General features: G+C 50.2%; 23 protein-coding genes and 1 other RNA gene. 10 read left to right on the top strand and 14 right to left on the bottom strand.

Annotation, left to right across the window (positions count from 1 at the left end; translation table 11 throughout):
* Positions 1-93 precede the first annotated feature (93 nt).
* Together ACTNE6_RS12345 and ACTNE6_RS12350 are read left to right on the top strand one after the other, a co-directional pair.
* Complete coding sequence (locus ACTNE6_RS12345) at positions 94-834, top strand: hypothetical protein (RefSeq protein WP_442496938.1); 741 nt, start codon at positions 94-96, stop codon at positions 832-834.
* A 14-nt stretch (positions 835-848) separates the two neighbouring features.
* Positions 849-1,220 carry a glycine zipper family protein gene (locus tag ACTNE6_RS12350; protein ID WP_194968322.1) on the top strand — a complete coding sequence of 124 codons (372 nt, stop codon included), beginning with the start codon at positions 849-851 and terminating at the stop codon, positions 1,218-1,220.
* Positions 1,221-1,359: 139 nt separating this feature from the next.
* Here ACTNE6_RS12350 and ACTNE6_RS12355 read toward each other — a convergent pair whose 3' ends face one another.
* The 4 genes from ACTNE6_RS12355 to gcvT all read right to left on the bottom strand — a co-directional run bounded on the left by ACTNE6_RS12355 (position 1,360) and on the right by gcvT (position 7,249).
* Entirely contained in the window at positions 1,360-1,482 is a 123-nt protein-coding gene (locus tag ACTNE6_RS12355) for a hypothetical protein (protein WP_255528652.1), read from the bottom strand.
* 108 nt (positions 1,483-1,590) lie between these two features.
* Positions 1,591-2,949 carry an exonuclease domain-containing protein gene (locus ACTNE6_RS12360; protein WP_442496939.1) on the bottom strand — a complete coding sequence of 453 codons (1,359 nt, stop codon included), beginning with the start codon at positions 2,947-2,949 and terminating at the stop codon, positions 1,591-1,593.
* 312 nt (positions 2,950-3,261) lie between these two features.
* On the bottom strand, positions 3,262-6,156 hold the full coding sequence (gcvP, locus tag ACTNE6_RS12365) for an aminomethyl-transferring glycine dehydrogenase (RefSeq protein ID WP_442496940.1): 2,895 nt from the start codon (positions 6,154-6,156) through the stop codon (positions 3,262-3,264).
* Positions 6,157-6,160: 4 nt separating this feature from the next.
* The gene (gcvT, locus tag ACTNE6_RS12370; RefSeq protein ID WP_442496941.1) at positions 6,161-7,249 is read right to left on the bottom strand and encodes a glycine cleavage system aminomethyltransferase GcvT; all 1,089 of its coding nucleotides are present in this window, start codon (positions 7,247-7,249) and stop codon (positions 6,161-6,163) included.
* A 281-nt stretch (positions 7,250-7,530) separates the two neighbouring features.
* On the opposite strand from gcvT, the gene ACTNE6_RS12375 reads away from it, so the two are divergent.
* Positions 7,531-8,244 (top strand): helix-turn-helix transcriptional regulator, encoded by a 714-nt coding sequence (locus ACTNE6_RS12375; RefSeq protein WP_442496942.1) that lies wholly within the window; start codon positions 7,531-7,533, stop codon positions 8,242-8,244.
* A 234-nt stretch (positions 8,245-8,478) separates the two neighbouring features.
* Here the strand turns inward: ACTNE6_RS12375 and ACTNE6_RS12380 are convergent, their stop codons facing one another.
* Complete coding sequence (locus ACTNE6_RS12380; RefSeq protein ID WP_442496943.1) at positions 8,479-9,525, bottom strand: hypothetical protein; 1,047 nt, start codon at positions 9,523-9,525, stop codon at positions 8,479-8,481.
* 86 nt (positions 9,526-9,611) lie between these two features.
* Here ACTNE6_RS12380 and ACTNE6_RS12385 point away from each other — a divergent pair, with 86 nt between their 5' ends.
* The 5 genes from ACTNE6_RS12385 (at position 9,612) to ACTNE6_RS12405 (ending at position 14,259) form a co-directional block, all read left to right on the top strand.
* Entirely contained in the window at positions 9,612-10,028 is a 417-nt protein-coding gene (locus ACTNE6_RS12385; RefSeq protein ID WP_442496944.1) for an HIT domain-containing protein, read from the top strand.
* Positions 10,029-10,431: 403 nt separating this feature from the next.
* A complete protein-coding gene (gene nagZ / locus ACTNE6_RS12390) occupies positions 10,432-11,448 on the top strand; it encodes a beta-N-acetylhexosaminidase (protein WP_442496945.1) in 1,017 nt (338 codons plus the stop codon).
* On the top strand, positions 11,441-11,980 hold the full coding sequence (locus ACTNE6_RS12395) for a hypoxanthine-guanine phosphoribosyltransferase (protein ID WP_442496946.1): 540 nt from the start codon (positions 11,441-11,443) through the stop codon (positions 11,978-11,980). Before nagZ ends, ACTNE6_RS12395 begins: the two co-directional genes overlap by 8 nt.
* A 16-nt stretch (positions 11,981-11,996) precedes the next feature.
* The gene (locus ACTNE6_RS12400) at positions 11,997-12,743 is read left to right on the top strand and encodes an S-methyl-5'-thioinosine phosphorylase (protein WP_434484014.1); all 747 of its coding nucleotides are present in this window, start codon (positions 11,997-11,999) and stop codon (positions 12,741-12,743) included.
* Positions 12,744-12,954: 211 nt separating this feature from the next.
* Positions 12,955-14,259, top strand: a complete 1,305-nt coding sequence (locus tag ACTNE6_RS12405) for a citrate synthase (protein WP_194968331.1) — start codon at positions 12,955-12,957, stop codon at positions 14,257-14,259.
* Positions 14,260-14,422: 163 nt separating this feature from the next.
* Here ACTNE6_RS12405 and ACTNE6_RS12410 read toward each other — a convergent pair whose 3' ends face one another.
* Together ACTNE6_RS12410 and rimK are read right to left on the bottom strand one after the other, a co-directional pair.
* Positions 14,423-14,707 (bottom strand): PA3496 family putative envelope integrity protein, encoded by a 285-nt coding sequence (locus tag ACTNE6_RS12410; RefSeq protein WP_434484016.1) that lies wholly within the window; start codon positions 14,705-14,707, stop codon positions 14,423-14,425.
* 210 nt (positions 14,708-14,917) lie between these two features.
* Complete coding sequence (gene rimK / locus ACTNE6_RS12415) at positions 14,918-15,859, bottom strand: 30S ribosomal protein S6--L-glutamate ligase (protein WP_194968332.1); 942 nt, start codon at positions 15,857-15,859, stop codon at positions 14,918-14,920.
* 267 nt (positions 15,860-16,126) lie between these two features.
* Between rimK and ACTNE6_RS12420 the strand changes: the two genes are divergently transcribed.
* The gene (locus ACTNE6_RS12420) at positions 16,127-16,666 is read left to right on the top strand and encodes a septal ring lytic transglycosylase RlpA family protein (protein ID WP_442496947.1); all 540 of its coding nucleotides are present in this window, start codon (positions 16,127-16,129) and stop codon (positions 16,664-16,666) included.
* A gap of 24 nt (positions 16,667-16,690) precedes the next feature.
* Here the strand turns inward: ACTNE6_RS12420 and ACTNE6_RS12425 are convergent, their stop codons facing one another.
* The 7 genes from ACTNE6_RS12425 to ACTNE6_RS12455 all read right to left on the bottom strand — a co-directional run bounded on the left by ACTNE6_RS12425 (position 16,691) and on the right by ACTNE6_RS12455 (position 22,025).
* Positions 16,691-17,029: a histidine triad nucleotide-binding protein gene (locus ACTNE6_RS12425; protein ID WP_442496948.1), complete on the bottom strand. Its 339-nt coding sequence runs from the start codon at positions 17,027-17,029 to the stop codon at positions 16,691-16,693.
* A 23-nt stretch (positions 17,030-17,052) separates the two neighbouring features.
* A complete protein-coding gene (recR, locus tag ACTNE6_RS12430) occupies positions 17,053-17,649 on the bottom strand; it encodes a recombination mediator RecR (protein ID WP_442496949.1) in 597 nt (198 codons plus the stop codon).
* Position 17,650: 1 nt separating this feature from the next.
* Complete coding sequence (locus ACTNE6_RS12435; RefSeq protein WP_194968336.1) at positions 17,651-17,974, bottom strand: YbaB/EbfC family nucleoid-associated protein; 324 nt, start codon at positions 17,972-17,974, stop codon at positions 17,651-17,653.
* 20 nt (positions 17,975-17,994) lie between these two features.
* Positions 17,995-19,584 carry a DNA polymerase III subunit gamma/tau gene (gene dnaX / locus ACTNE6_RS12440; RefSeq protein WP_442496950.1) on the bottom strand — a complete coding sequence of 530 codons (1,590 nt, stop codon included), beginning with the start codon at positions 19,582-19,584 and terminating at the stop codon, positions 17,995-17,997.
* A gap of 38 nt (positions 19,585-19,622) precedes the next feature.
* Positions 19,623-19,719: signal recognition particle sRNA small type (gene ffs / locus ACTNE6_RS12445), an RNA gene on the bottom strand.
* 99 nt (positions 19,720-19,818) lie between these two features.
* The gene (locus ACTNE6_RS12450; RefSeq protein WP_442496951.1) at positions 19,819-20,928 is read right to left on the bottom strand and encodes a peptidase C39 family protein; all 1,110 of its coding nucleotides are present in this window, start codon (positions 20,926-20,928) and stop codon (positions 19,819-19,821) included.
* Entirely contained in the window at positions 20,928-22,025 is a 1,098-nt protein-coding gene (locus tag ACTNE6_RS12455) for a DUF2817 domain-containing protein (RefSeq protein WP_442496952.1), read from the bottom strand. Before ACTNE6_RS12455 ends, ACTNE6_RS12450 begins: the two co-directional genes overlap by 1 nt.
* Positions 22,026-22,167: 142 nt before the next feature.
* Here ACTNE6_RS12455 and ACTNE6_RS12460 point away from each other — a divergent pair, with 142 nt between their 5' ends.
* Positions 22,168-23,721, top strand: coding sequence for a RimK family protein (locus tag ACTNE6_RS12460; RefSeq protein ID WP_442496953.1), 1,554 nt, complete (start codon positions 22,168-22,170; stop codon positions 23,719-23,721).
* Position 23,722 lies beyond the last annotated feature (1 nt).

The raw sequence follows: 23,722 nt of genomic DNA on the forward strand, positions 1-23,722 counted from the left end.
GGACTTTCGATTCCTAAAAATGGTCAATTGTGAGGTAATGTAAAAGACGACTCCCGTTCTCTTCGGCTCAATCCGCCAGATGAGGAAATGATCATGATGTTCAGAAAACTATCAATTGTGCTGATGATCCTTGTTGCTTTCCTAGTTAGCGAAAGTTCCTCGGCCCGTGACGGAGGCGGAGCCCGTGGAGGCGGCTTTGGCGGAATTCAAGGCGGCGGTTTTGGCGGAGGCCGTGGAGGCGGTATCAGTGGAGGTCATGGAGGCGGCTTCAGCGGCGGCTATAGGGGCGGCGGTTTTGGGGGGATCTACAGCGGTGGATTTAGTGGCGGCGATCATCGAGGAGATTATGGCGGAAGCTATAGAGGCGGCGGTTTCAGGGGGATCTACAGCGGCAGATTTAGCGGCGGCTATGGAGATGTTCGCAGAGGCGGTTATATCGGGCCAGGGCATAAAGTATATCCCTCTTATTATTACGGCGGTTGGGGATTTTACGCAGGCTACCCTTTCTTCTGGCCAGACTATTATTGGCCGCCCTATTATTACTGGCCTTACTATTCAACCCCTCCTTATTACTCCTCGACTATCACCCCTCCTGTTTACATAGAACAAGGGACTGCGCCCAAAGTCCAGCCGCTTGAACCGGGCAGTTGGAGCTATTGTTCAAATCCCAAGGGATATTATCCCCATGTGAAAGAATGTCCGTCAGGCTGGGCGAAAATCGATCCTCAACCTGCCGGGCAAGAACCCGGCTATTGGTATTACTGCACCAGGCCAGCCGGTTATTATCCTTATGTCAGGAATTGCTCAACCAGTTGGCAAAAAATTGTTCCCTAACGGAGGCGTGCCCAATGCGACAGATTCTGATAATCCTAATTTCTGTTTTCGTGCTCGGCGCATGCACGACAATGCCAAGCAGCCCGAGTATTTTAGTACTGCCAGGCACTGGTAAAAGCTACGATCAGTTCCATAATGACGATCAGTTGTGCAGGCGGCTTGCCTATAAGCAAATTGACGAATCGCAAAACCGGCCCGATTCCGAAGAGGAAGGTCAACAAGATTATGACATCATTTACATTCAGTGCATGTACAGTCAAAACCATCGGGTTCCCGTGCCGGGAAGGCTGACGTATGGTACTCAGCAGGAATGGCTTGCGCCGCCGCCGCCAAATTTGCCTGCTCCGCGGCAGACAACCAAACCCAAGCCGTCCGGCAGCGACTAAGCGCCCATGGGCTCTGGCGCACTAGCTATTTGAGTAGCAGATCGGACTTTGAAAGCGATAATCTTCAAGCGCTGATGCGCCGTTGAGCCTGGCCTTGTGGCTTGGATCGGCAATCCTCCCCTTTCAGGCAGAGGCGCATTCAATCCCGATTATTTTGCATGATATTTTCATGATGATTGGGATCATGCCGATATTGCCCTTTGGTATTTTCACAGCCCCAAAGTAGCGCCAGTATAAAAAGCATTAGTGCTGATTGTTTCATCACCCGCTCCTTAATCAAAAGATGGCACAGGGAGATAAACTAGCAGAATCTATTGAGACGAACTATGCCTATTTTACTCAAAGAACGCTTAAGTTTCAGTCATTTAAATTAACTATCTTTTAACAGGACCACCTTCGATGTTTTCAAAGCTTTGTTGAGAATAAGATAAGTATCTCGGTCAAACACCGGCTTTCCTGCGGCCAATAATGCCTGAACATCCGCTTCATTTTTTGCCGTACCGAGGCAGCACCATTGATCAATGACATGCAGATCATCCCCCTCCCGAATGCCGATGGCGCCCGGATAAGGCCAAGCGGCGAGTTTAAGCCTAGTCATTGCCATCAATAGCCGGCCTGCATGAACCAGCGGTCGTTCCTTGCCTACGCAAGCTCCCCGGCATTTTTTAAGCTGATGGGCAAAACAAGGGCGGTTTCCGGCTGTCTTTTCGAGACCCAGCACACTCAAACAGAGCTGATATTGATCGGCTAGACTGCGCAATGCTTTTTGCGCATCGCGTTGGCTGTGGTACAAGCCATACAGATTGTCCTGAGCGCCAAAATCAAGATCGTCGGCCCAGGCCAATACCGGCCGCAGATGATCACCTTGTTGCTGAAGCTGCCAGGCGCACAGCGCCTTTTTCCTTCGCAACCGTTGATTGTGCGTCGGCAGCAATTGTTTGACCAGTTTGGCTTCGGTCAACAATGCCCCCAATTCGCCTGCCGTTTCAATCCAGTCGATTCGGCGTAACTGTTGCGACAGGCTCATCTCCTTATGGTGACGATGATCGGCGGAAAAATGCGACAAAACACGGCTTTTAATATTGACGCTTTTACCTATATACAACGGCAGGTCATTTTCGCCATAGAATAGATAAACGCCGGGGCCTTCGGGCAGTTCATGGATCAATAGCGGATCGATATGCGACGGCAGACTCGAACGATTGATCAACTGCCGGACCGTGTCGTTGAGCTCTGATTCGGAAAATTTTTCCAAGAGCACATGCCAGAATTGGTGAATCAGCTGGGCATCGGCCAAGGCCCGATGGCGATCTTTGGTGATCAGGTTATGGCGTTCCATCAGACTGTCGAGATTATGATGCCTGTACTGGGGATAGAGCGCTCTCGATAACTTGACGGTACATAACACCGTAGGCCTGAACGTCATGCCCAGGCGGTTGAATTCATTTTTCAAAAAGCCGTAATCAAAACGGGCATTGTGGGCAATGAACAGCCTGCCCTGTAACATCGCCTCGACTTCGTCTGCCACTTCGGCAAACTTCGGCGCCTGTTCAACCATGGCATTGGTGATGCCGGTCATCTGCTCGATGTACGCAGGTATTCGGGTTTGCGGATGAACCAACTGACTCCATTCCTGAATGCCGTTTTCATCGACTAACACGATGCCAATTTCTGTAATGCGGTCTTTAGTTGCAGAAGCGCCGGTAGTTTCCAGGTCAACAAAAGCCATCGGCTGTTTTATGGGTATCAAACTTTTACTACTCTTTGAACAATAGCCTGGATATAGATCACAGGCTTAATTACAGCGAACGCAGGATTAAGCAATCACAGGAGAGGCGTTGTCTGTGATAGTTTCCACGACCAAGGCATCAATGCTATCAGGAATATCCGCTATTGGGGGGTTAAATACCCATTAAGATGGGGCGATTGTGCAGTAAGTTCCCTCTACAGGCAAACCGGTCAGTTCGGGCATTGCAGCGATTAGTATCGGGAGATCCCTGCACAGGCTTGCGTAGGTCCTGATAGTCTTACTTAAATACCACTATTCATACTCCGACATAGGTGGACAAGTGCATACCAGATGCCGGTCGCCATAAACATTATCGATACGCCCCACCGGAGGCCAGTATTTATCGTCATGCTGATAGCTGGCCGGAAAAAAAGCCTGCTGTTTAGAATAAGGCAGCGTCCATTCTTCCAGTAATAAACGATGCGTATGCGGCGCATTGCGCAATATATTGTTTTCAGCATCGGCCGTGCCGTCTTCAATGGCCTTGATTTCCTGGCGGATCGCGATCAGCGCATCGCAGAAACGGTCGATTTCAACTTTATTCTCGCTTTCGGTCGGCTCTATCATCAGCGTGTCGGCAACCGGGAACGAGACGGTCGGCGCATGAAAGCCGAAGTCAATCAGGCGCTTGGCGATATCGTCGACGGTAATATCGCAGGATTTCTTGAAGGCATGGCAGTCGATAATGCATTCATGAGCGACCCAGCCGTTTTTGCCGGTATATAAGATCGGGTAATAAGGCGCTAGCCGCCTGGCGATATAATTGGCATTCAAAATGGCTAACAGAGTCGCGCGTCTCAACCCGGCCGCCCCCATCATGGCAATATAAGCCCAGGATATGGCGAGTATGCTGGCCGATCCCCATGGCGCGGCCGACACGGTGCCGATCGTGCCGTATTTGCTTTGGGCCGGATTGACGCCCTTGACCACCGGATGACCGGGCAAGTATGGCGCCAGATGGGCGCGCACGCCTATGGGGCCGACACCGGGCCCGCCGCCGCCATGCGGAATGCTGAAAGTTTTGTGCAGATTGAGATGGGCGACATCGGCGCCGATTTTGCCGGGCCGGCTCAAGCCTACCAGCGCATTGAAATTGGCGCCGTCCAGATAGACCTGCCCGCCATGCTTGTGGATCAGGTCGCAGATGGTGCGGAATGATTCTTCATAAACGCCATGCGTGGACGGATAGGTAATCATCAACGCAGCCAGCGTGTCGTGATGCTCGGCGACTTTCGCCTGTAAATCATCAAGGCTGACATTGCCGTTTTCATCGCAGGCCACGACAACGACCTTGAGGCCAGCCATAGTGGCACTGGCAGGATTCGTGCCGTGTGCCGAAGCCGGTATCAGGCAGATGTTGCGCTGGCCTTGACCCGTGACTTCATGATATTTGCGGATGACCAGCAAGCCGGTGTATTCGCCCTGAGAGCCGGCATTGGGCTGCAGCGAAATGGCGTCAAAGCCGGTCAGATCGCAGAGCATATCCTCCAGTTCGGCGAACATTTGCTGATAGCCATGGGTTTGATACAACGGCGCAAACGGGTGCAGACTATGAAACTCATGATAGGAAATGGTCTGCATGGCGGTGGCCGCGTTCAGCTTCATCGTGCAGGAGCCTAGCGGTATCATCGAGCGGTCCAGCGCAATATCCTTCCGCGCCAATCGGCGCATGTAACGCATCATTTCGGTTTCCGAATGGTAGCGTTTGAATACCGGGTGCTCAAGAATGTCATCGGCACGCAATAACGATTCGGGAATGCATTCCGTTATCGATGCATCAAGCGCATTAATATCGGGCAGACTGGCAAAAGGCGATGAAAAGACCTGCCAGAGCGCTCTTAAATCATTGCGCGTCGTCGTTTCATCGAGCGAAATGCCGATATGGTCAGGGTCGACGACGCGTATGTTGATATGGGATTCGGCGGCATGCGCGGCAAGGCGCTTGGCCCGGTGCGGAGTATGCACCAGCAGCGTGTCGAAATAGCATTGGCTGATAACGTGGTGCCCTAATTGCCTGAGACCGGCGGCCAGAATTTCCGCATAGCGGTGCACGCGGCCGGCAATCAGGCGCAGGCCTTCAGAGCCGTGGTAGATCGCATAGAAACCCGCAATGACGGCCAACAGCACTTGCGACGTGCAGATATTGCTGGTGGCTTTGTCGCGGCGGATGTGCTGCTCGCGCGTTTGCAGGGCCATGCGCAACGCGACTTGGCCGTGATTGTCTTTGGATACGCCGATGATGCGCCCCGGCACGGAACGCTTGTAGTCGTCCTTGGTGGCAAAAAAAGCGGCATGCGGGCCGCCGTAGCCCATCGGCACGCCGAAGCGCTGCGAATTGCCGACGACAATATCGACCCCGAAGGCGGCGGGCGGCTTCAGCCGCACCAGGCTCAGCAAGTCCGCCGCGACCGTAACCAGCGCCGATTTGCTATGGGCGATTGCGGTCATTTCGCCGAGATCATGAATTTCGCCTTTCGAACCCGGATATTGCACGATCAACGCAAAGAAGTCCTGCTGCGTCAGATCCTGATACGGATCGCCGACGATAACTTCATAGCCTAGCGAGTGCGCGCGGGTTTGAATAACGGCGATGGTCTGCGGGTGGCAGTCCTGATCGACGAACACGCTGTTGGAAGCGCTTTTCGATAAACGCCGCGACATGGTCATTGCTTCGGCCGCGGCGGTTGCTTCATCAAGCAGCGAGGCATTCGCCAGTTCCATGCCAGTCAAATCGATCACCATCTGCTGGAAGTTCAGCAGGGCTTCGAGCCGGCCCTGGCTGACTTCGGCCTGATACGGCGTGTACGCCGTGTACCAGCCGGGGTTTTCCAGTACGTTGCGTTTGATTACGGCCGGCATGATCGTGCCGTAATAGCCCATGCCGATCATGGAGGTGAACACCTGGTTGCGTGCGCGCATCCTGCGCAGGTATTTGAGCACGGCACGTTCGCTGATCGTTTCAGTCAGCTTCAGCGGTTCGTCAGTCAGAATATCCGCCGGAACCGCCTGCTGGATGATGTCTTCCAGTTCATTCAAGCCGAGTTCCGCTAGCATATCCTGAATTTGCTGCTGATCAGGCCCGATGTGGCGATGGATAAAGTTGCCGCGCATTTCCAGTTTGTCCAGACTGAGGCGAGATGAAGGCATGGTTTTATCTCCGGTAGCGATGGGGGATAAAAGGCAATTCCGTGATCATGACCGGCAGCAGGTGATCACGGACTCGTGCATATAATGCCCTGTCGGAGCCCGGCGCCGGGTTGTGCAGCATCGCCATGGCGATGGGGCGGCCAAGGCTAGGGGAAAAACCGCCGCTGGTGACATGGCCGATAGCCTCGCCCGCTTCATCGGCAATAATACAGCCTTCGCGCGCCGGTATTTTGCTTTCGACCAGCAGGCCGACACTGCTTTTCTCTGTGCCGTGCTGTAGCTGCGTAAGAATCCTGTCAGCGCCCGGAAACTGATCATGGCCTTTTTTGATCAGCCAGCGCAGGCCCGCTTCCACAGGCGTTATCGATTCGTCGAGTTCATGCCCATACAGGCACAGGCCCGCTTCCAGCCGCAAACTGTCGCGTGCGCCGAGCCCTATGGGTTCCACCGCCTCTTCAGCCAACAATAAGCGGGCAAGATGATCCGCCTGCTCGCCGGCCACGGAAATTTCAAAACCGTCTTCGCCGGTATAACCGCTGCGGCTGATTATGCAGCGGATGCCGTTAATGTCGTCTTCGCAAGCATGCATAAAGGATAAATCAGCGGCTGCCGCAGAGAATTTCTGCATGACCGTTGCTGCGGCAGGGCCTTGCAGAGCGAACAGTGCCCGATCGGTCATTTCTTTGAAATGACAGTGGTCAGATAAATGAGTTTTAAAATGCTCAAAATCTTTTTCCTTGCAGGCCGCATTGACAATGACCATGCAACCTGAAGGCAGGCGAGTCACGATGATGTCGTCAATGATACCGCCAGTGTCGCTGGTCAAAACGGTATAGCGCTGCTGGCAGGGAGCGAGTCCGATGATGTCGCTGGGTGTCAGCCTCTCCAATTCGCCGGCGGCTGAATCGCCCAGAATCAGGCATTGGCCCATGTGGGAAATATCAAAGAAGCCGGCGTAATGACGGCAATGCAGATGTTCGTGCAGTGTGCCGTTGCGGTAGTGTAACGGCATCCGATAACCGGCGAAAGGCACCATTTTGGCCCCTAGTTCAAGGTGAAGAGGGTAAAGCGGCGTTTGTTTTAATGTAGTCACAACACTATCTCCGCGTATCAGCAAGCCCCTAGTGTAACGCCGAAGATTGATTAAACCAAGCCAATCAGCCTAACTTGTAAGTTGATGGTGCCGAATGCGCATTTTATCGCTACAATAGCTGTAACCCTACAATTAAGAAGGGATTAATACTCAGCGTCCATGGAGGCCCGCCTTTGGCTTAACTGCTGAAATAGACCAAATTGCCTGAGTTCGATCAAAAACAGCCCGATACCTAGTGGTAGCGAAAGACAAACAACAAAAAGCGCAACCGTAATAATCCAATGACCAGCGAATCCGACCCACCTGATCCGGTAAACGAAAATAATTCATCACGCATCGAACGCCGCAGGCAATTCCGGCGCGCCGCCGATTATCAGGCCGAGCATTTTCAACACATTTTCTCCTCGTTTGAAACTTTCGGCAGACATGTTTTGCTGTTAGACAGTCAATCGCGTGTGTTGTATCGGTCTAAAAAGGTCGATGCCCTTCTGGAGAGCGATGCGATACCTTTGCGGTTGAAACCGAAATTCACTCTGCTCGACTCCTACAATGCAAAACAGTTCAAGGCATTTATCAATGGATTGGCGCAATCTCGTACCGTCGATTCGACGCCTTCGGCGCTTGATTCCCGGCGGGCTAGAAGCTGTATTCTGCTGTTAGAGCGCGCTAATAGCTCTCCACTGTTATTGGGCTGTTTTCCAATGCGGCAATCGCCGGGCGACGAGGGTGGATTAAAAATCATGGCGATATTGTGTGACCCCGGCTGTTATTCCGAAGAGCAATGGCGGGCATTTCAGGATTTATTCAGCTTGACAGCCGCCGAGTTGCGGCTATGTCTGGCCTTGGCGGACGGTTTGTCATTGGCCGAATATGGTCAAAAATACGATATCACCGACAATACCGCTCGCAGTCAGTTGAAAAAGGTATTCGAGAAAACCAATACCCGACGTCAGGGCGACTTGATGCGCTTGATATTTTTGCTGACACGGCTATAACTTTTCCGGATTTGCCGCCCAAATGGATGATGACGGGCTTTAGCGTAATAAGAATTCTGTTTCTTGCAACCCGCATCAGCAACTTATAGCCTTAGCAGAATAACGCTGTCCATAAGACAGGCGTTATCTGCATTCGTTTACGCTTTGAGGCAGCTCCCCTGCCCTAACCGGCTGCTTTAAGCCGAAAAAGCCTCTCAGCCACAACCGCCGCAAGCGAGCTGCCATTCACCTCTGTCACTTCGTAAAAGCGATAAAACGCCGATATGGAGAGCCCTGCTTCCAGGTAAAAGCTTCCGTGTAATAATGCATCAAAGCCAGATAGCCCAGCAAGCCGACGGTAATAACCTTGCGGAACTCTATGCCAAAGATGTAGTTGGTCATTAAATTAACCGCCGCATCGCCATAGTTCTGCAAAGCAAACGCCAGCATAAAGGAAAGCGCAGGCAACACAACAAAAACATGGAGGTTGCAGCGAGCGGCGCAACGATAAATGAAATTCTGTGGATGCGAATAATGCTTGTTGTAATCGTGCGTCACATAAAATACATAAGCCGTGGCATCATGGACCAGCCTTGGCACCAGAATGGCCAGAAAGTAATACTGCTGACTGTAAAGATAAAAACTGCTCAGCACCAGCAAGGTATTGGCCCAGAGAAACAGCTTTCCAAACGATGTAGTGACGTAGCGCTGGCACAAAACCGTGCTCAATGCCAGGCCAATACACAAGCCGGCGGCCGCATGCTTGACCCATTCAGTCTGTTGGGCGTCCAGGGTGTTTTTCAGAAATATGCCGATGTAAACTACAATGCCGGCTGCCACGCTCAACCATAATAGCAGATAGAACGCCCATGCCGGCAGATGGCAGATGCTCCGCGCCACGCCATGCTGCTGTTTAAGCACATGGTAGACAGTCCAGCATGCCACAAGCACATAAAAAACCAGATAAGGAATAAACAGGCTGCCTATGCCGAAAAAAGCCGCAAGAGCGGCCGTCATCAAAATGATTTTCTTTTTGTAAAACTTCAGGTATTCCGTGTTGCTGGCCATGACAATGGCGCTGGCAACAATATGAGGCGTACCGAAAACAATTTGGAACAATATGAAATGGTGAGGACTGCTTGGTAGATATTGCTTTAGATATCCCTGCAAAAATCCGACATCAATCAGTTGCAGCAGCAAACAAGCAGGAATGATGGCATACAATCCCAGCAGCAACCGGAACGAGACCGCCAGTTTATTTTCATGGGGCAAGTCTTGAATTGAAATCGTTTGCGCAGACATGAAACTACCTTTTACTATTTGTTATATTTTAAATAGCAAATTTCACCTATTTTTGAGTTTAATTCAAGCCTCAGTATATAAAAATCATGACATTCCAATTACACCCTCGCCTCCAGCAAGACTGCATCGAAATCGGCCGGTTTGAGTTATGCCGATTGCTGATGATGAACGACAGCCAATATCCCTGGTTTATCCTGGTGCCTGAAAAGGCGGGATTGAATGAGATCTATCAATTGTCAAAGCCGGAGCGGGAACTGTTAATGGAGGAATCCGGCTATCTGGCGGAAAACCTGGCCGCGCTTTACAAAGCCGACAAAATGAATATCGCCTCGATCGGCAACCTGGTGCCCCAACTGCATATTCATCACATCGTCCGCTACCGGACCGATAAAGCCTGGCCGGCGCCCGTCTGGGGAAAATTCGACCCAATCCCCTACACACAGCAGCAAATTTTAGAAAATCTCAAGCTTATTGAAGACCGGTTAGGCGACCGCTTGAATTAACCAGAAATGTGGCAAAAACACGCCTTTTCAGGTTTCGCCATATTCATGCTTGTCCACTGTTCTGCTTATTGGCGGCGATACGTTTCTGTCATTGCGCCTTATGCCGCTCAGTGGTTTTGCGTTGCATCCGTTTCGAAAGCAGATGCGTTCATACTGTAATTCCGGAGGTTTTTTAAGCGCTATTTAACTCTCGATCTTTAATTAAACATTGATTAAAAATATCGCCAGATTTACAGCAAACTTCGGATTTACCTGCAAATACTCTATAATTGGCTCTATTTTTGTTCATCTCCAGCAAAATTGTATAAGCCGGAATGCACAAAAGCTTAATAACAATGCAAATTTAATTCTGTATAACTTAAATATCAGATCTGAATAGGCCTTTTCCAAACGACAATAGGCAATGACACATAACTATCCTATCGGCCCGATTATGCTGGATGTTGAGGGTTTGACCCTGACGCCGCATGAAAAAGAAGTCATAAATCATCCCAATACCGGTGCAGTCATACTTTTTTCGCGCAACTATGAAAGCCCCGAGCAAGTCACTGAACTGATCGCAAGCATTCGCGCTGCACGCCAAGGCGATCTACTGATTGCCGTTGATCAGGAAGGCGGACGAGTTCAGCGTTTCCAGAAAGGTTTTACCCGCCTGCCGCCTGCGGCGCGTTATGCAGAAGCCCCTGAATTGGCCGAACCCGCCGGCTGGCTTATGGCTGCCGAACTGTTGGCTGTCGGCGTCGATTTCAGCTTTGCCCCCGTCCTGGATATTGATTGCGGTGTCAGCGAGATCATCGGCAACCGCTCATTTTCAACAGATCATGAACTGGCAACACGCTTATCAAGCGCCTTCAGAAAAGGCATGCAGGCCGCCGGCATGGCCGCTACGGGGAAACACTTTCCGGGCCATGGCGCTGTAGCGCTGGATTCGCATCTTACGCTGCCCATAGATGAACGGGACATAGACAGCATCAGAAATAAAGACCTGCTGCCATTCAAGCAACTCATTACTGAAGGACTGGAAGGCATTATGCCCGCGCATGTGCTTTATCCCAACATCGATGCCAGCCCAGCCGGCTTTTCGCCGTTCTGGATACAACAAATTCTGCGCAGGGAATTAAACTTCAACGGCACAATTTTCAGCGACGACCTCACCATGGAAGGCGCCGCATCGGTCGGCGATTTCCCCGAACGTGCAAGGCTGGCACAACAGGCAGGCTGCGACATGATACTGGTCTGCAATAATCCGCGCGCTGCAGAGCAGGTGCTTGATTCGCTGCCCGTTACCCAAGATCCGCTCAGGGAACGACGCCTCAACAGCATGCGGGGTAAGCCGCAAATGGACCGCGAGCAGTTAATGAACTGCGAGAAATGGCAAAAAATCTCAGATCAAATTAACCAAACTTTTAATCATGCTTGAAGAAATCAAACACGTACAGGCTACCGCCGATTTACTGCACAGCGAACAGGAAGTTGAGGCCGCCCTGGATAAAATGGCTCAAGAAATCGATGCCGCACTCGCCGACCGCAACCCGTTATTCCTCTGCGTCATGAACGGAGGCATGGTTACGGCAGGCAAATTAATGACTCGCTTGAAGATACCGCTGACGCTGGATGCCATCAATGCCAGCCGCTATCAGAACCAGACCTCGGGAGGCCACATCGAATGGATTCTTAAGCCAGGCGCCCCGCTTAAAGACAGAACAGTTCTTCTGGTCGACGATATTCTGGATGAAGGCATTACATTAAAGGCAATTTACCAATATTGCCTGGAGCAAGGCGCCAAGGCCGTCTTTACCGCCGTACTGGTCGATAAAATTCTCGATCATGAAAAACCGATAAAAGCAGATTTTGTCGGCCTGGAAGTTGAAAACCGTTACCTGTTCGGCTATGGCATGGACTACAAGGGTTACTTACGCAATGCAGCCGGCATTTATGCCTGTAAAGAATAAAAACGAGGAAACTATCATGACCCAATTGGCCATCATCGGCGGTACAGGTCTTACCCAAATGCCTGAACTGAAAATCATCAAACGGGATCGGATCACCACGCCTTATGGATCGCCTTCGGCTGAGTATGTTACTGGCGAACTGAACGGCGTTGAAGTGGTATTCCTAGCCCGGCACGGCAATCCACACAGCATACCGCCTCATAAAATCAATTACCGGGCCAATATCTGGGGACTTAAGGAGCTGGGCATTGAAGAAATCATTGCCGTGGCCGCAGTCGGCGGCATCACCGCTGAAATGGCGCCCGCCCATATCGCCATCCCGGATCAGATCATCGATTACACTTATGGCCGCAGCCATACTTTTTTTGAAGATGATGAAGATGCAGTGACCCACATAGACTTCACCTACCCTTACAGTCAAAAGCTGCGTTCGCGCTTGATCACTGCCGCAGCCCAAGCCAATATTAAAGTTTCCCCCCTAGGTACTTACGGTTGCAAACAAGGCCCGCGCCTGGAAACAGCCGCAGAAATTCAACGAATGGAACGCGACGGCTGCGACCTGGTCGGCATGACCGGCATGCCGGAAGCGGCTCTGGCCAAGGAGCTGAATATGGACTACGCCACGGTTGCTGTGGTTGCCAACTGGGCTGCCGGCAAAACCGAAGGCGAAATTACCATGGCGGAAATTGAACACCATTTGCATACCGGCATGGCTAATGCGGCTGAAATTGTGAAAGCTTTTATTGCCTTGTCATATAGCTAATATGGTATTGTTGAGTTATAGCATCAGCATCTGAATGAAAAAATAATCCAACAGACTGGCGCTTTAGAGCCTTTCAACTTAACAGTTAACGAAAACTGAAAGTTGAAAGGGAGATCCGGATATAATGAACAATTAGTGAGAGAATAGCTTGCGGTAACCTTGGTAGTCTTCAATTTCAAGGTTACCTATTAGTTTTGGAGATTTAGTATATATGACCGATAGATTAAAGCCGCTAACCCCGGCTATATTGACCTTGGATGATAAGACTTACACATTGCCCACCTATATAGGAATTGAAGGTGAGAAAGCGATCGATATCTCCAAGCTTCGCAGCCAGACCGGTTATGTGACACTAGATGAGGGTTATGGAAATACAGGCGCCTGCGAAAGCGCCATCACCTATATTGACGGTGAAAAAGGCATTTTGCGTTACCGGGGCTATCCTATTGAAGAACTGGCTGAACATTCGCGCTTTGTCGAAGTCGCCTACCTGTTGCTGTATGGCGAACTGCCGACCGTGGAACAGCTGCAGCACTTCTCAACCGCATTGAATGACTCATCAATCATTCACGAAGACATGCACCATTTTTTCAACGGTTTCCCGCGCGGCTCGCACCCCATGGGCATCCTGGCAACGATGGTCGCATCACTGTCGACTTTTTACCCGGTTTTCGACCGTCTCGATGAAGCATCCGAAATACAGATTGTAGCGAATCTGGTTTCGCAGGTACGCACTATCGCGGCCTTCTCTTACAAAAAATCGATAGGTGAACCGCTGGTCTATCCATCCCACACGCTATCCTACGTCCGCAACTTTCTGAACATGATGTTCGCGTCGCCGGTACGCGATTACCAACTGGACGATGATATCGTGCGCGCGATCGATATGCTGCTGATATTGCATGCCGACCACGAACAGAACTGCAGCACGTCTTCTGTCCGTACCGCAGGCTCCAGCATGGCGAATGTCTATGCCGTTATCTCGGCCGGCATTTCCGCATTATGGGGACCAAGGCACGGCGGGGCCAATCAGGAAGTGATCAAGATGCTGGAGCAAATACATGCTGAAGGCGGAGACGGTACCGAATTCATCAACGAAGCCAAAAACAAGTATTCGTCCAAGCGCCTGATGGGCTTTGGTCACAGGGTTTATAAGAATTATGATCCGCGCGCCACTGTACTGAAAAAACATTGCGACGTGCTGCTCAACAAGCCTGGCATCAAAGACCCTCTGCTGGATATTGCCAGACGAATCGAAGAAGTCGCGCTGAATGACGACTATTTCATTTCTCGCAAGCTTTATCCGAACGTCGACTTTTATTCAGGCCTGATACTGCGCGCAGCCGGCATTCCTACCAATATGTTTACTGTCCTGTTTGCTATTGGCCGTATGCCTGGATGGCTGGCTCACTGGCGTGAAATGATACATGGCGAGCGTGTTGCTATTTATCGCCCCCGTCAGATCTATGTCGGCGAATCTATACGCCATTACCGCGATATCAAAGATCGCACCTGACAATGACGTTCTATTGGCCGGTTTTAAAAGCTTGCTTTTGAGCCACAAACAAGCAAAACCGCATGCTGAAGCAAGGCTAAATACAAACTATCTTTGGGCGACCAGCCAAACCGGTCGCCCTTCTGAAGATTAAGCCCAGGCAATTATCTTTTTCAATTAATAGCTAGAAGTCGAGATCAGACTCGTCGAATTCAGACTCATCAAGACCATCTAACTGCTCTTTCAAGCGCTTCTTTTCCCAATAGATCTCGATCTTTCTGCGAGCATCCCTTTTTATCGCTTCTTTTTCAACGCCATCGGAAAATGAAGCATATTCACTATCTTCAAACAGCTCTTCATCTTCATGTTCGATGTCTGCGCTATTTCTTGAACGGGTTTTGACAACCGATTTTGAGGATGTTTTAGACATTTTTGAACTCACATTAAAGAACTTTTTAATTTCTACCATGATGAACACATGGATAAGAAAAAATTACTATTACAATTTCAGCCTTAAATAGACTATTAACCTATATATTTTGTCAAGATTTATTTAAGAATTGTTTAAATCTTTGCTACAAGGACATCATAGTCAAGGATTAGTTTAACGCCATCCTTTTTGGCCCATGCATTCCATCGCCGCCAGCTTCAGATTGACTTTTATGGGGTCGCCTAGCGACTAGCCTTTACCGCGCGTGCGCGTACGGCTGGGGTGGAATGATGATTTATCTTTAACCGTTGCCAACGTTTCAATGCGTTTTTCAATAAATTGAATGATCAGATCGGCGATATCCTTGCCGCTGGTTTGTTCGATACCACGCAATCCGGGCGATGAATTGACTTCCATAATTACAGGGCCGTGATTGGAACGCAGCATATCCACACCGCAGACATTCAGCCCCATGATTTTGGCAGCCCGCACAGCGGTAGAGCGTTCTTCCGGCGTCAATCGAACCAATGAAGCCGTTCCGCCGCGGTGCAAATTAGAGCGGAACTCACCCGCCGCACTCTGACGCCTCATGGCGGCCACCACTTTATCGCCAACCACAAAACAGCGTATATCGCTACCCTCGGCTTCCTTAATAAATTCCTGTACCATAATATTGGCTTTGAGCCCCATAAAGGCCTGAATAACACTTTCGGCCGCATTATGGGTTTCGGCCAATACCACGCCTATCCCCTGCGTACCTTCCAGTAATTTAATAACCAGTGGCGCGCCGCCCACTTGAGAGATTAAATCCTCAATATCATCCGGATTGTTGGCAAAACCGGTTACTGGCAAGCCTATGCCTTTTCGCGCCAACAACTGTATTGAGCGCAGTTTGTCGCGTGAGCGTGATATGGCTACCGATTCATTCAACGGGAACACATTCATCATTTCAAATTGCCTTAACACTGCAGTACCGTAAAATGTAACTGAAGCTCCAATACGGGGGATAACAGCATCAAACCCTGTCAGGTCCTCACCCCGATAATGGATGGATGGATTATGCGAAGTAATGTTCATATAACAACGCAAAACATCCAAAACCCGTACCTCATGGCCGCGCGCCTCTGCGGCTTCAACCAACCGAGCGGTTGAATATAATTTAGAGTTACGAGACAAAATAGCAATTTTCATAAAAAGGCAGTTCCTCACACATTAAGATAAATCATATTTTGTCATGAAATATCCAGGCAAGCATTAGAAATAACAGCAACTCAGCAAGGGTCGCCCAGTTTTTTAAGATAAACTTAAAAATAAAAGCTTAAGGCACGGAATCATTAAGCAGGGCAAAATAAAACGGCAATTATCATTGTTCCCGTTAAAACGATGAGATAACAAAGAAAGGAATTTTTAAAAACGCTTTTTTTAAAATAAAAAACCATATCATCAATACGGAATTGCATGTCCTGGCAAATAACCACCTCGAACAATAGAAAAACGCATTTACAGCCCGGAAACATCGGTCTGATGTTGCTATTTACCAGCTTATTCAGCGGCTGTACCTCGGTAACCACAGCACCCTCCATCTACAAATCGCCTTATCCTTACAAATCCCCCGCTTATTCTCATAGCGCGCCTTATAACCGGCCTTATACAGTGAAAGGCAAAACATACTATCCACTCCCTTCAGCGGAAGGCTATAAAGAACAAGGGATCGCTACCTGGTATGGTTCGGAATCCGGCAATCGCACCGCCATGGGAACACGTTTTAGACCGCACGGCCTGACAGCCGCTCACAGAATATTGCCATTACCGACCAAGGTACGTGTGACTAATCTGCGTAATGGTCGTTACGTTGATGTAATAGTGAATGACCGCGGCCCCTTTAAAAACGGCATCTTGATCGATCTGTCAAAAGGAGCCGCAAGGAAAATCGGCTTGCGGGGGAATACAGAAGTGGAAGTCGAGTATCTGGAAGATCAAGCAAGCCTTAATGAATAAATAACCCTGTTGCTGCCAAAAGGCTCAGCCCGGAGGCCATTTCATCTGGCGTCCGCCCAACAGATGCAAATGCAGGTGATAGACTTCCTGCCCACCCTGCTTATTGCAGCTGATTGCCGTTCTGTAGCCATTTTCAGACAAGCCTTCCTGCTTCGCCAACTTTATGACGGTCTGCAACAGGCGGCCGGCCAGTTGGACATCATCCAAATCATTCAATGTGGCGATATGTGTTTTAGGGATCACGAGAATATGCACAGGAGCCTGCGGATTGATATCCCTGAATGCCAGAACATGCTCGTCTTCAAAAACCACATCGGGCTTAATTTCGCCCGCAACCATCTTGCAAAACAAACAATCAGCCATATTTTTCCCCTTGAATATTGAATCTAAATCTGTTTTCTTCCATTAAAGGCGTGCGATAAGGTGCTGCTGTCAATATACTCCAATTCTCCGCCCATCGGTACGCCATGAGCGATTCTGCTGGCCTGCACATGATATTTTTTGGCCAGTTCGCCGATAAAATAGGCCGTTGCCTCGCCTTCTACCGTTAAATTCGTAGCCAATATCAATTCCTTGACACTGCCTGTCGCAAGCCGCTGTTCCAGCACATCCAGACCGAGTTCATCAGGACCGATGCCATCCAACGGAGATAATCTTCCATGCAAGACAAAATAGCGCCCTTTGAATGCAGTAGATTGATCAATGATCCAGACATCAGCCGGATTCTCAACGATACAGATGACGGAATCATCCCGTGAACTATCGGCACAGATTTCGCAGAGGTTATCTTCGGTCAGCGTACGGCACTCGCGGCAATAGCCAATTTCATCAACAGCCCGCAATAGCGTCTCGGCCAGTATTCTGGCTCCATCACGGTTGCGCTGCAGCAATTGGAAAGCCATGCGTTGCGCGGTTTTCGGCCCTACGCCTGGCAAGCAGCATAAATTCTGTATCAACTGCCCTAACAAGCCCCTTTTCTGCATATTAAAAAGGCATCTGGAACCCGGGCGGCAATGGAATGCCAGATGTTAGCTCAGCCATTTTTTCTTGCTTCATTTTTGCCACTTTATTGACAGCGTCATTAATGGCGGCCGCAACCATATCTTCCAGCATATCCTTATCTTCACCCAGCAAAGAATCATCAATAGTGACTTTTCTGGCTTCTCGCTTACCGGTCATCAAGATGGTGACCAGACCGCCGCCGGCCTCCCCCATCACCTGCATGGAAGCAAGCTCTTCTTGCGCTTTTTTGATGTCTTCCTGCATTTTTTGGGCTTGCTGCATGAGGTTACCCAGTGCATTTTTCATTGTCGCTCTCCTTTATGTTGTTAAACAGGCTCTATTGAGCCGGGCAGCACCCTGGCATCAAAATGCTCTTTCAAAGCCTGAATATTTTCGTCTGAATTAATAGCGTCAACAGCTGCCTGCTGTCTGTCTTCGCGCTCTTTAATCAACTGCACCGCCGGCGTGTCAACCGCTATTTTTTCGGTATTGATCACCAGCTTCAGTGATGTGCCTCGATAACGCTGCAGAGCGCTTTGCAATTTTTCCTCTGTGACCGCACTGCGTAGATGTTTGTGCCCCGGATCCAATATTAATGTACAAACTTTGTCGTCAATACTGTCCAAAACGCAGTTATTCGCCAGCTCCCGCGTCATGCCGCCAATCTTCATGGCTACAACCATCTCTGCCCAATTATTATCTGCCCTATCAATCGCAGACTCCTGAACGGACTCCGGTTTATTCGATGCGCTGACAGTCACTTGTGATGCCTTGACTTCCGGCTTGACAGCTGACCGGGAAACCTGAACCGGCTTGGCAAGACTCTGTTCTTGCGCTACCGGCCTGAAAGTCAGCATGCGCAACATGACCATTTCGAAACCGCTGCGCGGATCGGGCGCCAGATCAAGGTCTCTTTGCCCTATCAAGCCGATCTGGTAATAAAGCTGGACATCTTCGGGCGTTAACCGCGAAGCCAATGCTGCGATCATTTCAGCGTCAAAATCATGATTGAGTGCGCCGGGCACCTGCTGAATTAACGCTATGCGATGCAGGACCTGCAGGATTTGCTGCAAAACGTCGCCGAAATCGGGAGTCAAATTGGCGATTTCGTTGATTTTATTAAGGATGGCCTCGGCATCGCTATCAGCCAGGGCTGTCAGCAGGTCATCGACAGGCTGCTGGGCGACAGTGCCTAACATGGCGCTGACCTGCTCAGTATTTACCTTGCCGTTACCGAAGACGATGGCTTGGTCCAGCAGGCTTAACCCGTCACGCATACTGCCATCGGCAGCGCGGGCCAGTAATTTTAAAGCCGCAATTTCAAATTCAATCCGTTCCTGCTGGAGTATGAATTCCATCTGCTTGAAAATCTGGTCCGGCAGCAGACGCTTCAGATTAAACTGCAGACAGCGGGACAATACCGTTATTGGAATCTTATGTGGATCAGTAGTTGCCAGCAGGAATTTCACATGCGGCGGCGGTTCTTCCAGGGTCTTGAGCAAGGCATTGAAACTATGCCCTGACAACATGTGCACTTCGTCGATCAGATAGACTTTATAACGGCCCTGATTGGGCGCATACTGGACATTATCCAGCAAGTCCCGCGTATCTTCGACCTTGGTGCGGGATGCCGCATCCACTTCGATCAAATCCAGAAACCGACCTTCATCAAGATCACGGCAAACGCTGCATTGTCCACAAGGATTGAAATCCTGGAGATTCTGGCAATTGATGGCTTTGGCTAGAATTCTGGCAATTGTGGTTTTGCCTACACCGCGGGTTCCGGTAAACAAATAGGCATGATGAAGTCTGTCATGCTGCAAAGCGTTCATTAACGATTTGACAACATGCTCTTGTCCGACAACTTCTGTGAAATTATGAGGACGCCATTTTCTGGCGAGAACCTGGTAATTCATTGCAGGCTCGAATTGATGATTATGAGGTTGGGCGGCAACCATGCCAGCCACATCCCGGCACACGAATCTGCTGCTACCGTTGCTCCCTTCCGGGCCTGGCGGGGTTTACAGCGTATCGTTGCGAGAGGACCGACACGGTTACCATGAAACAATCAGCCGTAGCGGCTAAAGAAGTGCTATTATGATCGAATTTGCTTAATGATGCAAGCCCTGATGAAATATTTTTAAAAATTTTTAAGCTGGCCAGAGTATGACCGCCGCCCGCAGACGGTTTTTGCCAAAGCAGGACATGCGGTCAAAATCCTCACGCGCCACGGGAATATACTGGCAGTCGACCTCACTTTGACGCCCCTCTTCCGGGTCTGGATCATGCATATACAAACAATCTTCATCGCTTCCGCTCATAACCACCCAGTGCGGTGCTTTCTTACGGTCCATACGAAAAGTACTGATGAGCACCAGCGGTATCGCTCCGGCATTAAAGGCTTCAATCAAATCGTTTTGGGTAATATTGGCATAATGTATTTTCACGCCCTGCTCTTCGGCTTCGCGCTTAAAACCATTATCCACCAACTCGACAACCTGTTTTTTTTCCTCACTGCGTACACTATCTATAAACAGCGGCCCTGTCTGACTGATCCAGACTTCGACATTAAAATGCCGGCGCTTTGCCGCCAAGGCCAACCCCACCGGATGACAGCCGCCATGGCCGGACGTCATAAAGATCGTCGTCGCTTCACGCCACAAATTGAGCTCTTCTTCCTGGGACGGCAGATACGTCTTGTTGAGTCCGTGCATGGCCATCATCAGCGAAGCCGGCCCGCAAGTAAAAGGCGTCGTTTGCCTCATCCAATGCACGGGCCTGTGCTCTAATGGCTCTCGATACCGGCGGATGCGCTTCTGGTAACGCAGGGCGTCTTTGTGGTCTTCATAATAATCATGGTATACGCCGAACCTCTGAAAGCCCAGTGCTTCATACAGATTAATCGCCGCGATATTATCAATGCCCACTTCGAGGCGCAGGTATAATCGACCATCCTCAATGGCTTCCTGTTCGCCTGCCGCCATGAGCAATTTGGCAATGCCGGAGCCGCGTTGCTGATGCGATACGGCCAGCGAATAGATACGGGCCAGGCGGGTGCCGGGATGATAGATAATCAGGATATAACCGACGATCCTGCCTTCCACTTCCGCCACCAGTAAAGCGCGATGCTCCGTCGTTATCCAGTGCCGGAAACTGCGCCTGCTCAGTCTGTCGGTTTCGAAACTGGCATTTTCAAGCGCTACCAATTGATCAAGATCATCTGGCTCGGCATGTCGAATCAGGATATTGTTGATAGTCATTAAACTGATAGCCCCCGCAATGCCTGCGAAAACACCTGCCTTGCCCGAAAAAGCGTCATTTCCTTCCAGGCTTGATCATCCGGACAGAAATGGTGCCGCATGCGCCTGGCATGCTCTAAACGGGCTCGCTGGTTGTCCGGCTGCGCCCACACCTGATGATCGAGCAGCAAGACTTCAAAGAGCTGATCTGTTTTGAACGTACCGAATTCCAGGGTGATATAGCAACTTCTCTCATTCATGACCGCATGCCAGGCATAATCCAGCAAGCCTATTTTGGGCACTGAACTGGACGTGCCCAAAGCCGGCAAGGCCACAGAATCGCCATACCAGCGGCGAGCTACGCTTGTGCCGAAACTATCCGGCTCATGGTCACAAATAATCTCACCGTAACCATAAGATCCAAGCCCGGTATGCAAATCGATAACAGCCAGATCACGCTGTTGCAGGTCATATTTATCGATAAGATCTTCAACGACCCGTCTGCCATGCGCGGGCGCCTGCCCGCCATAGAAAGGACCGCTGGCGTCGACATATTGTCCGGCGCTGATAGCGCTTTCAAGCGATTCGCGCCCATACTTACGTTCCCAATCAGCAAAAGCCGCCTGTCTTTGACCGGCATCGGCCAGAAATAAAATAGGGCGCAGCGACTCGTAGCCCGGATTTCTGGGCAACGGTTTGGAAAAATCGACCACGTTCCGATTCAGATCAACACCATCGGCATCACAGCGGCGCTGCCAGGCATAGCCCCAAGGCGTCAATGCATGAATCATTAACACAGCCGTATCAGCCGGAATACAGATATGTTCAGCAGCAATCAGGCGCAAATGGTCAATTTCCACCGCCGTACCGGCAAATCCTTCAATGCCATGCGTGCCGCCTATCAGCACCACCACTTTGGAAGCCTCTTCCGAACCCAGCCAGACCGTATCGGTAAATAACTCCTCGCCTTCAGGCCCCGCCCCGGCGCAGCGATACGGTATATGTTTCTTGAAGCAGGACAGCTGAGCCAGCGCCGCCTGCCAACGCTGCCTGCCAACTGCATAGCTGACTGGAAAAACGTCTGTATCAAAAGCGGCAACGGGAAGAGAAGAGGACATAATGATTACCTAAGAATTTTTCTTTAGCATAGCGCCAGTCAGAACAATATGAAATATTTTTCCAGCCCCAAAAAACTCCTTGTAGAAAAATCTGACTGGCTCCAAAATTATATTTTATCTTAATTTGAGGCTTTTGCTTGCTATGGCGCGTACGATTCTGGTTGTCGATAATCTTACCGATTGGGGACCTTATTATCCCAGCGACCAGGTCATGGCCTTTGAAACCTATCTGGCAATCGAGCAAGGCGACCCTCAGCAGCGCACGCGTGTTATCAATCTCTGCAGCAGCTATCGTTATCTTTCAGACGGTTATTACTGTTCTCTGCTGGCCGAAGCCAGAGGTCATCACGTTATTCCATCTGTCAAGGTACTGAACGATCTGGGCAAGAAATCCTTATACCGGCTACAGCTTGAAGACCTGTCCCCGACGCTAACGCGCACTTTTAAGAGTTACGGCAAGGAAACCGAAAGCGCTTCGTACCGATCGCCACTCGAAGACTTGTCCCAGACCTTGAATCGGGCCTTTAAAAGCCATAGCCAAGACACTGACATTACCCTGCAGACTTACTTCGGCACTACGTCCGATCCGGCTTTTAACGAATTGGCAAGGCTATTGTTTGAACGCTTCCCCTGCCCGATCCTAGAAGTCACGCTACGTTTTCGGCAACAATGGGAAATCACCAGTTTAAAAGCCATCTCACACCGCGGCCTGAGCGAAGAACAGGAAACGATTTTTGCCGAAGCACTGGACCAGTTCAGCAAAAAAGTCTGGCGCAAAGGCCGCGCCCGTAAAGCCGCGCGCTACGATCTTGCCATTCTGGTTAATCCGGAAGAAAAACTGCCGCCGAGCAACCTCGCCGCCCTTAAAAAATTCATCAAAATCGGCAGGCAGCTGGGCATTGAAGTCGAATTGATATCGCAGCAGCACTATATCCGCCTGTCTGAATTTGACGGCTTGTTTATCCGCGAAACCACTGCCATAGATCATCACACCTACCGCTTTGCCAAAAAAGCCGAGGCCGAAGGCTTGGTGGTCATCGATGATCCTACCTCCATCCTGCGCTGCACGAACAAGGTTTATCTTGCCGATCTGTTTCGCACGCATCGCGTTCCCTCACCCAAAACCTGGCTGCTGCATAAAGGCAATGCCGAACATCTGGATAAACTGGAAGTAGAAGCCGGCTTTCCGGTGGTCATCAAAATACCGGACGGCTCTTTCTCCCGAGGCATTGTTAAAGTTCATAACCGACAAGAACTGGATCTTAAAGTCGAGGAATTGTTTCAAAAATCGGCACTGCTTCTGGCTCAGGAATTTTTATATACGGATTTTGACTGGCGCATCGGCGTATTCAACAATAAGGCTTTATATGCCTGCCGTTATTATATGGTTAAAAACCACTGGCAGATTTACCGTCACGGCAGCAGCCGGACCGATAGCGGAAACTTTGATACCCTGCCGACTTTTGAAGTACCTAAAGCCGTATTGGAAGCAGCGCTAAAAGCCACACAGCCGATAGGCAATGGCTTGTACGGCGTGGACGTCAAGGAAAAAAACGGCAAGGGCTATGTAATAGAAGTGAACGACAATCCAAACATCGACAGCGGCATTGAAGACAAATACCTGGGCGATGAGCTTTATGTATTGATCCTGACCGAATTCCTAAGGCGCATGGAGAACCGAAGCAAAGGCATATAAA

Source organism: Methylobacter sp. sgz302048, assembly GCF_052162025.1.
Classification (GTDB): Bacteria; Pseudomonadota; Gammaproteobacteria; order Methylococcales; family Methylomonadaceae; genus Methylobacter.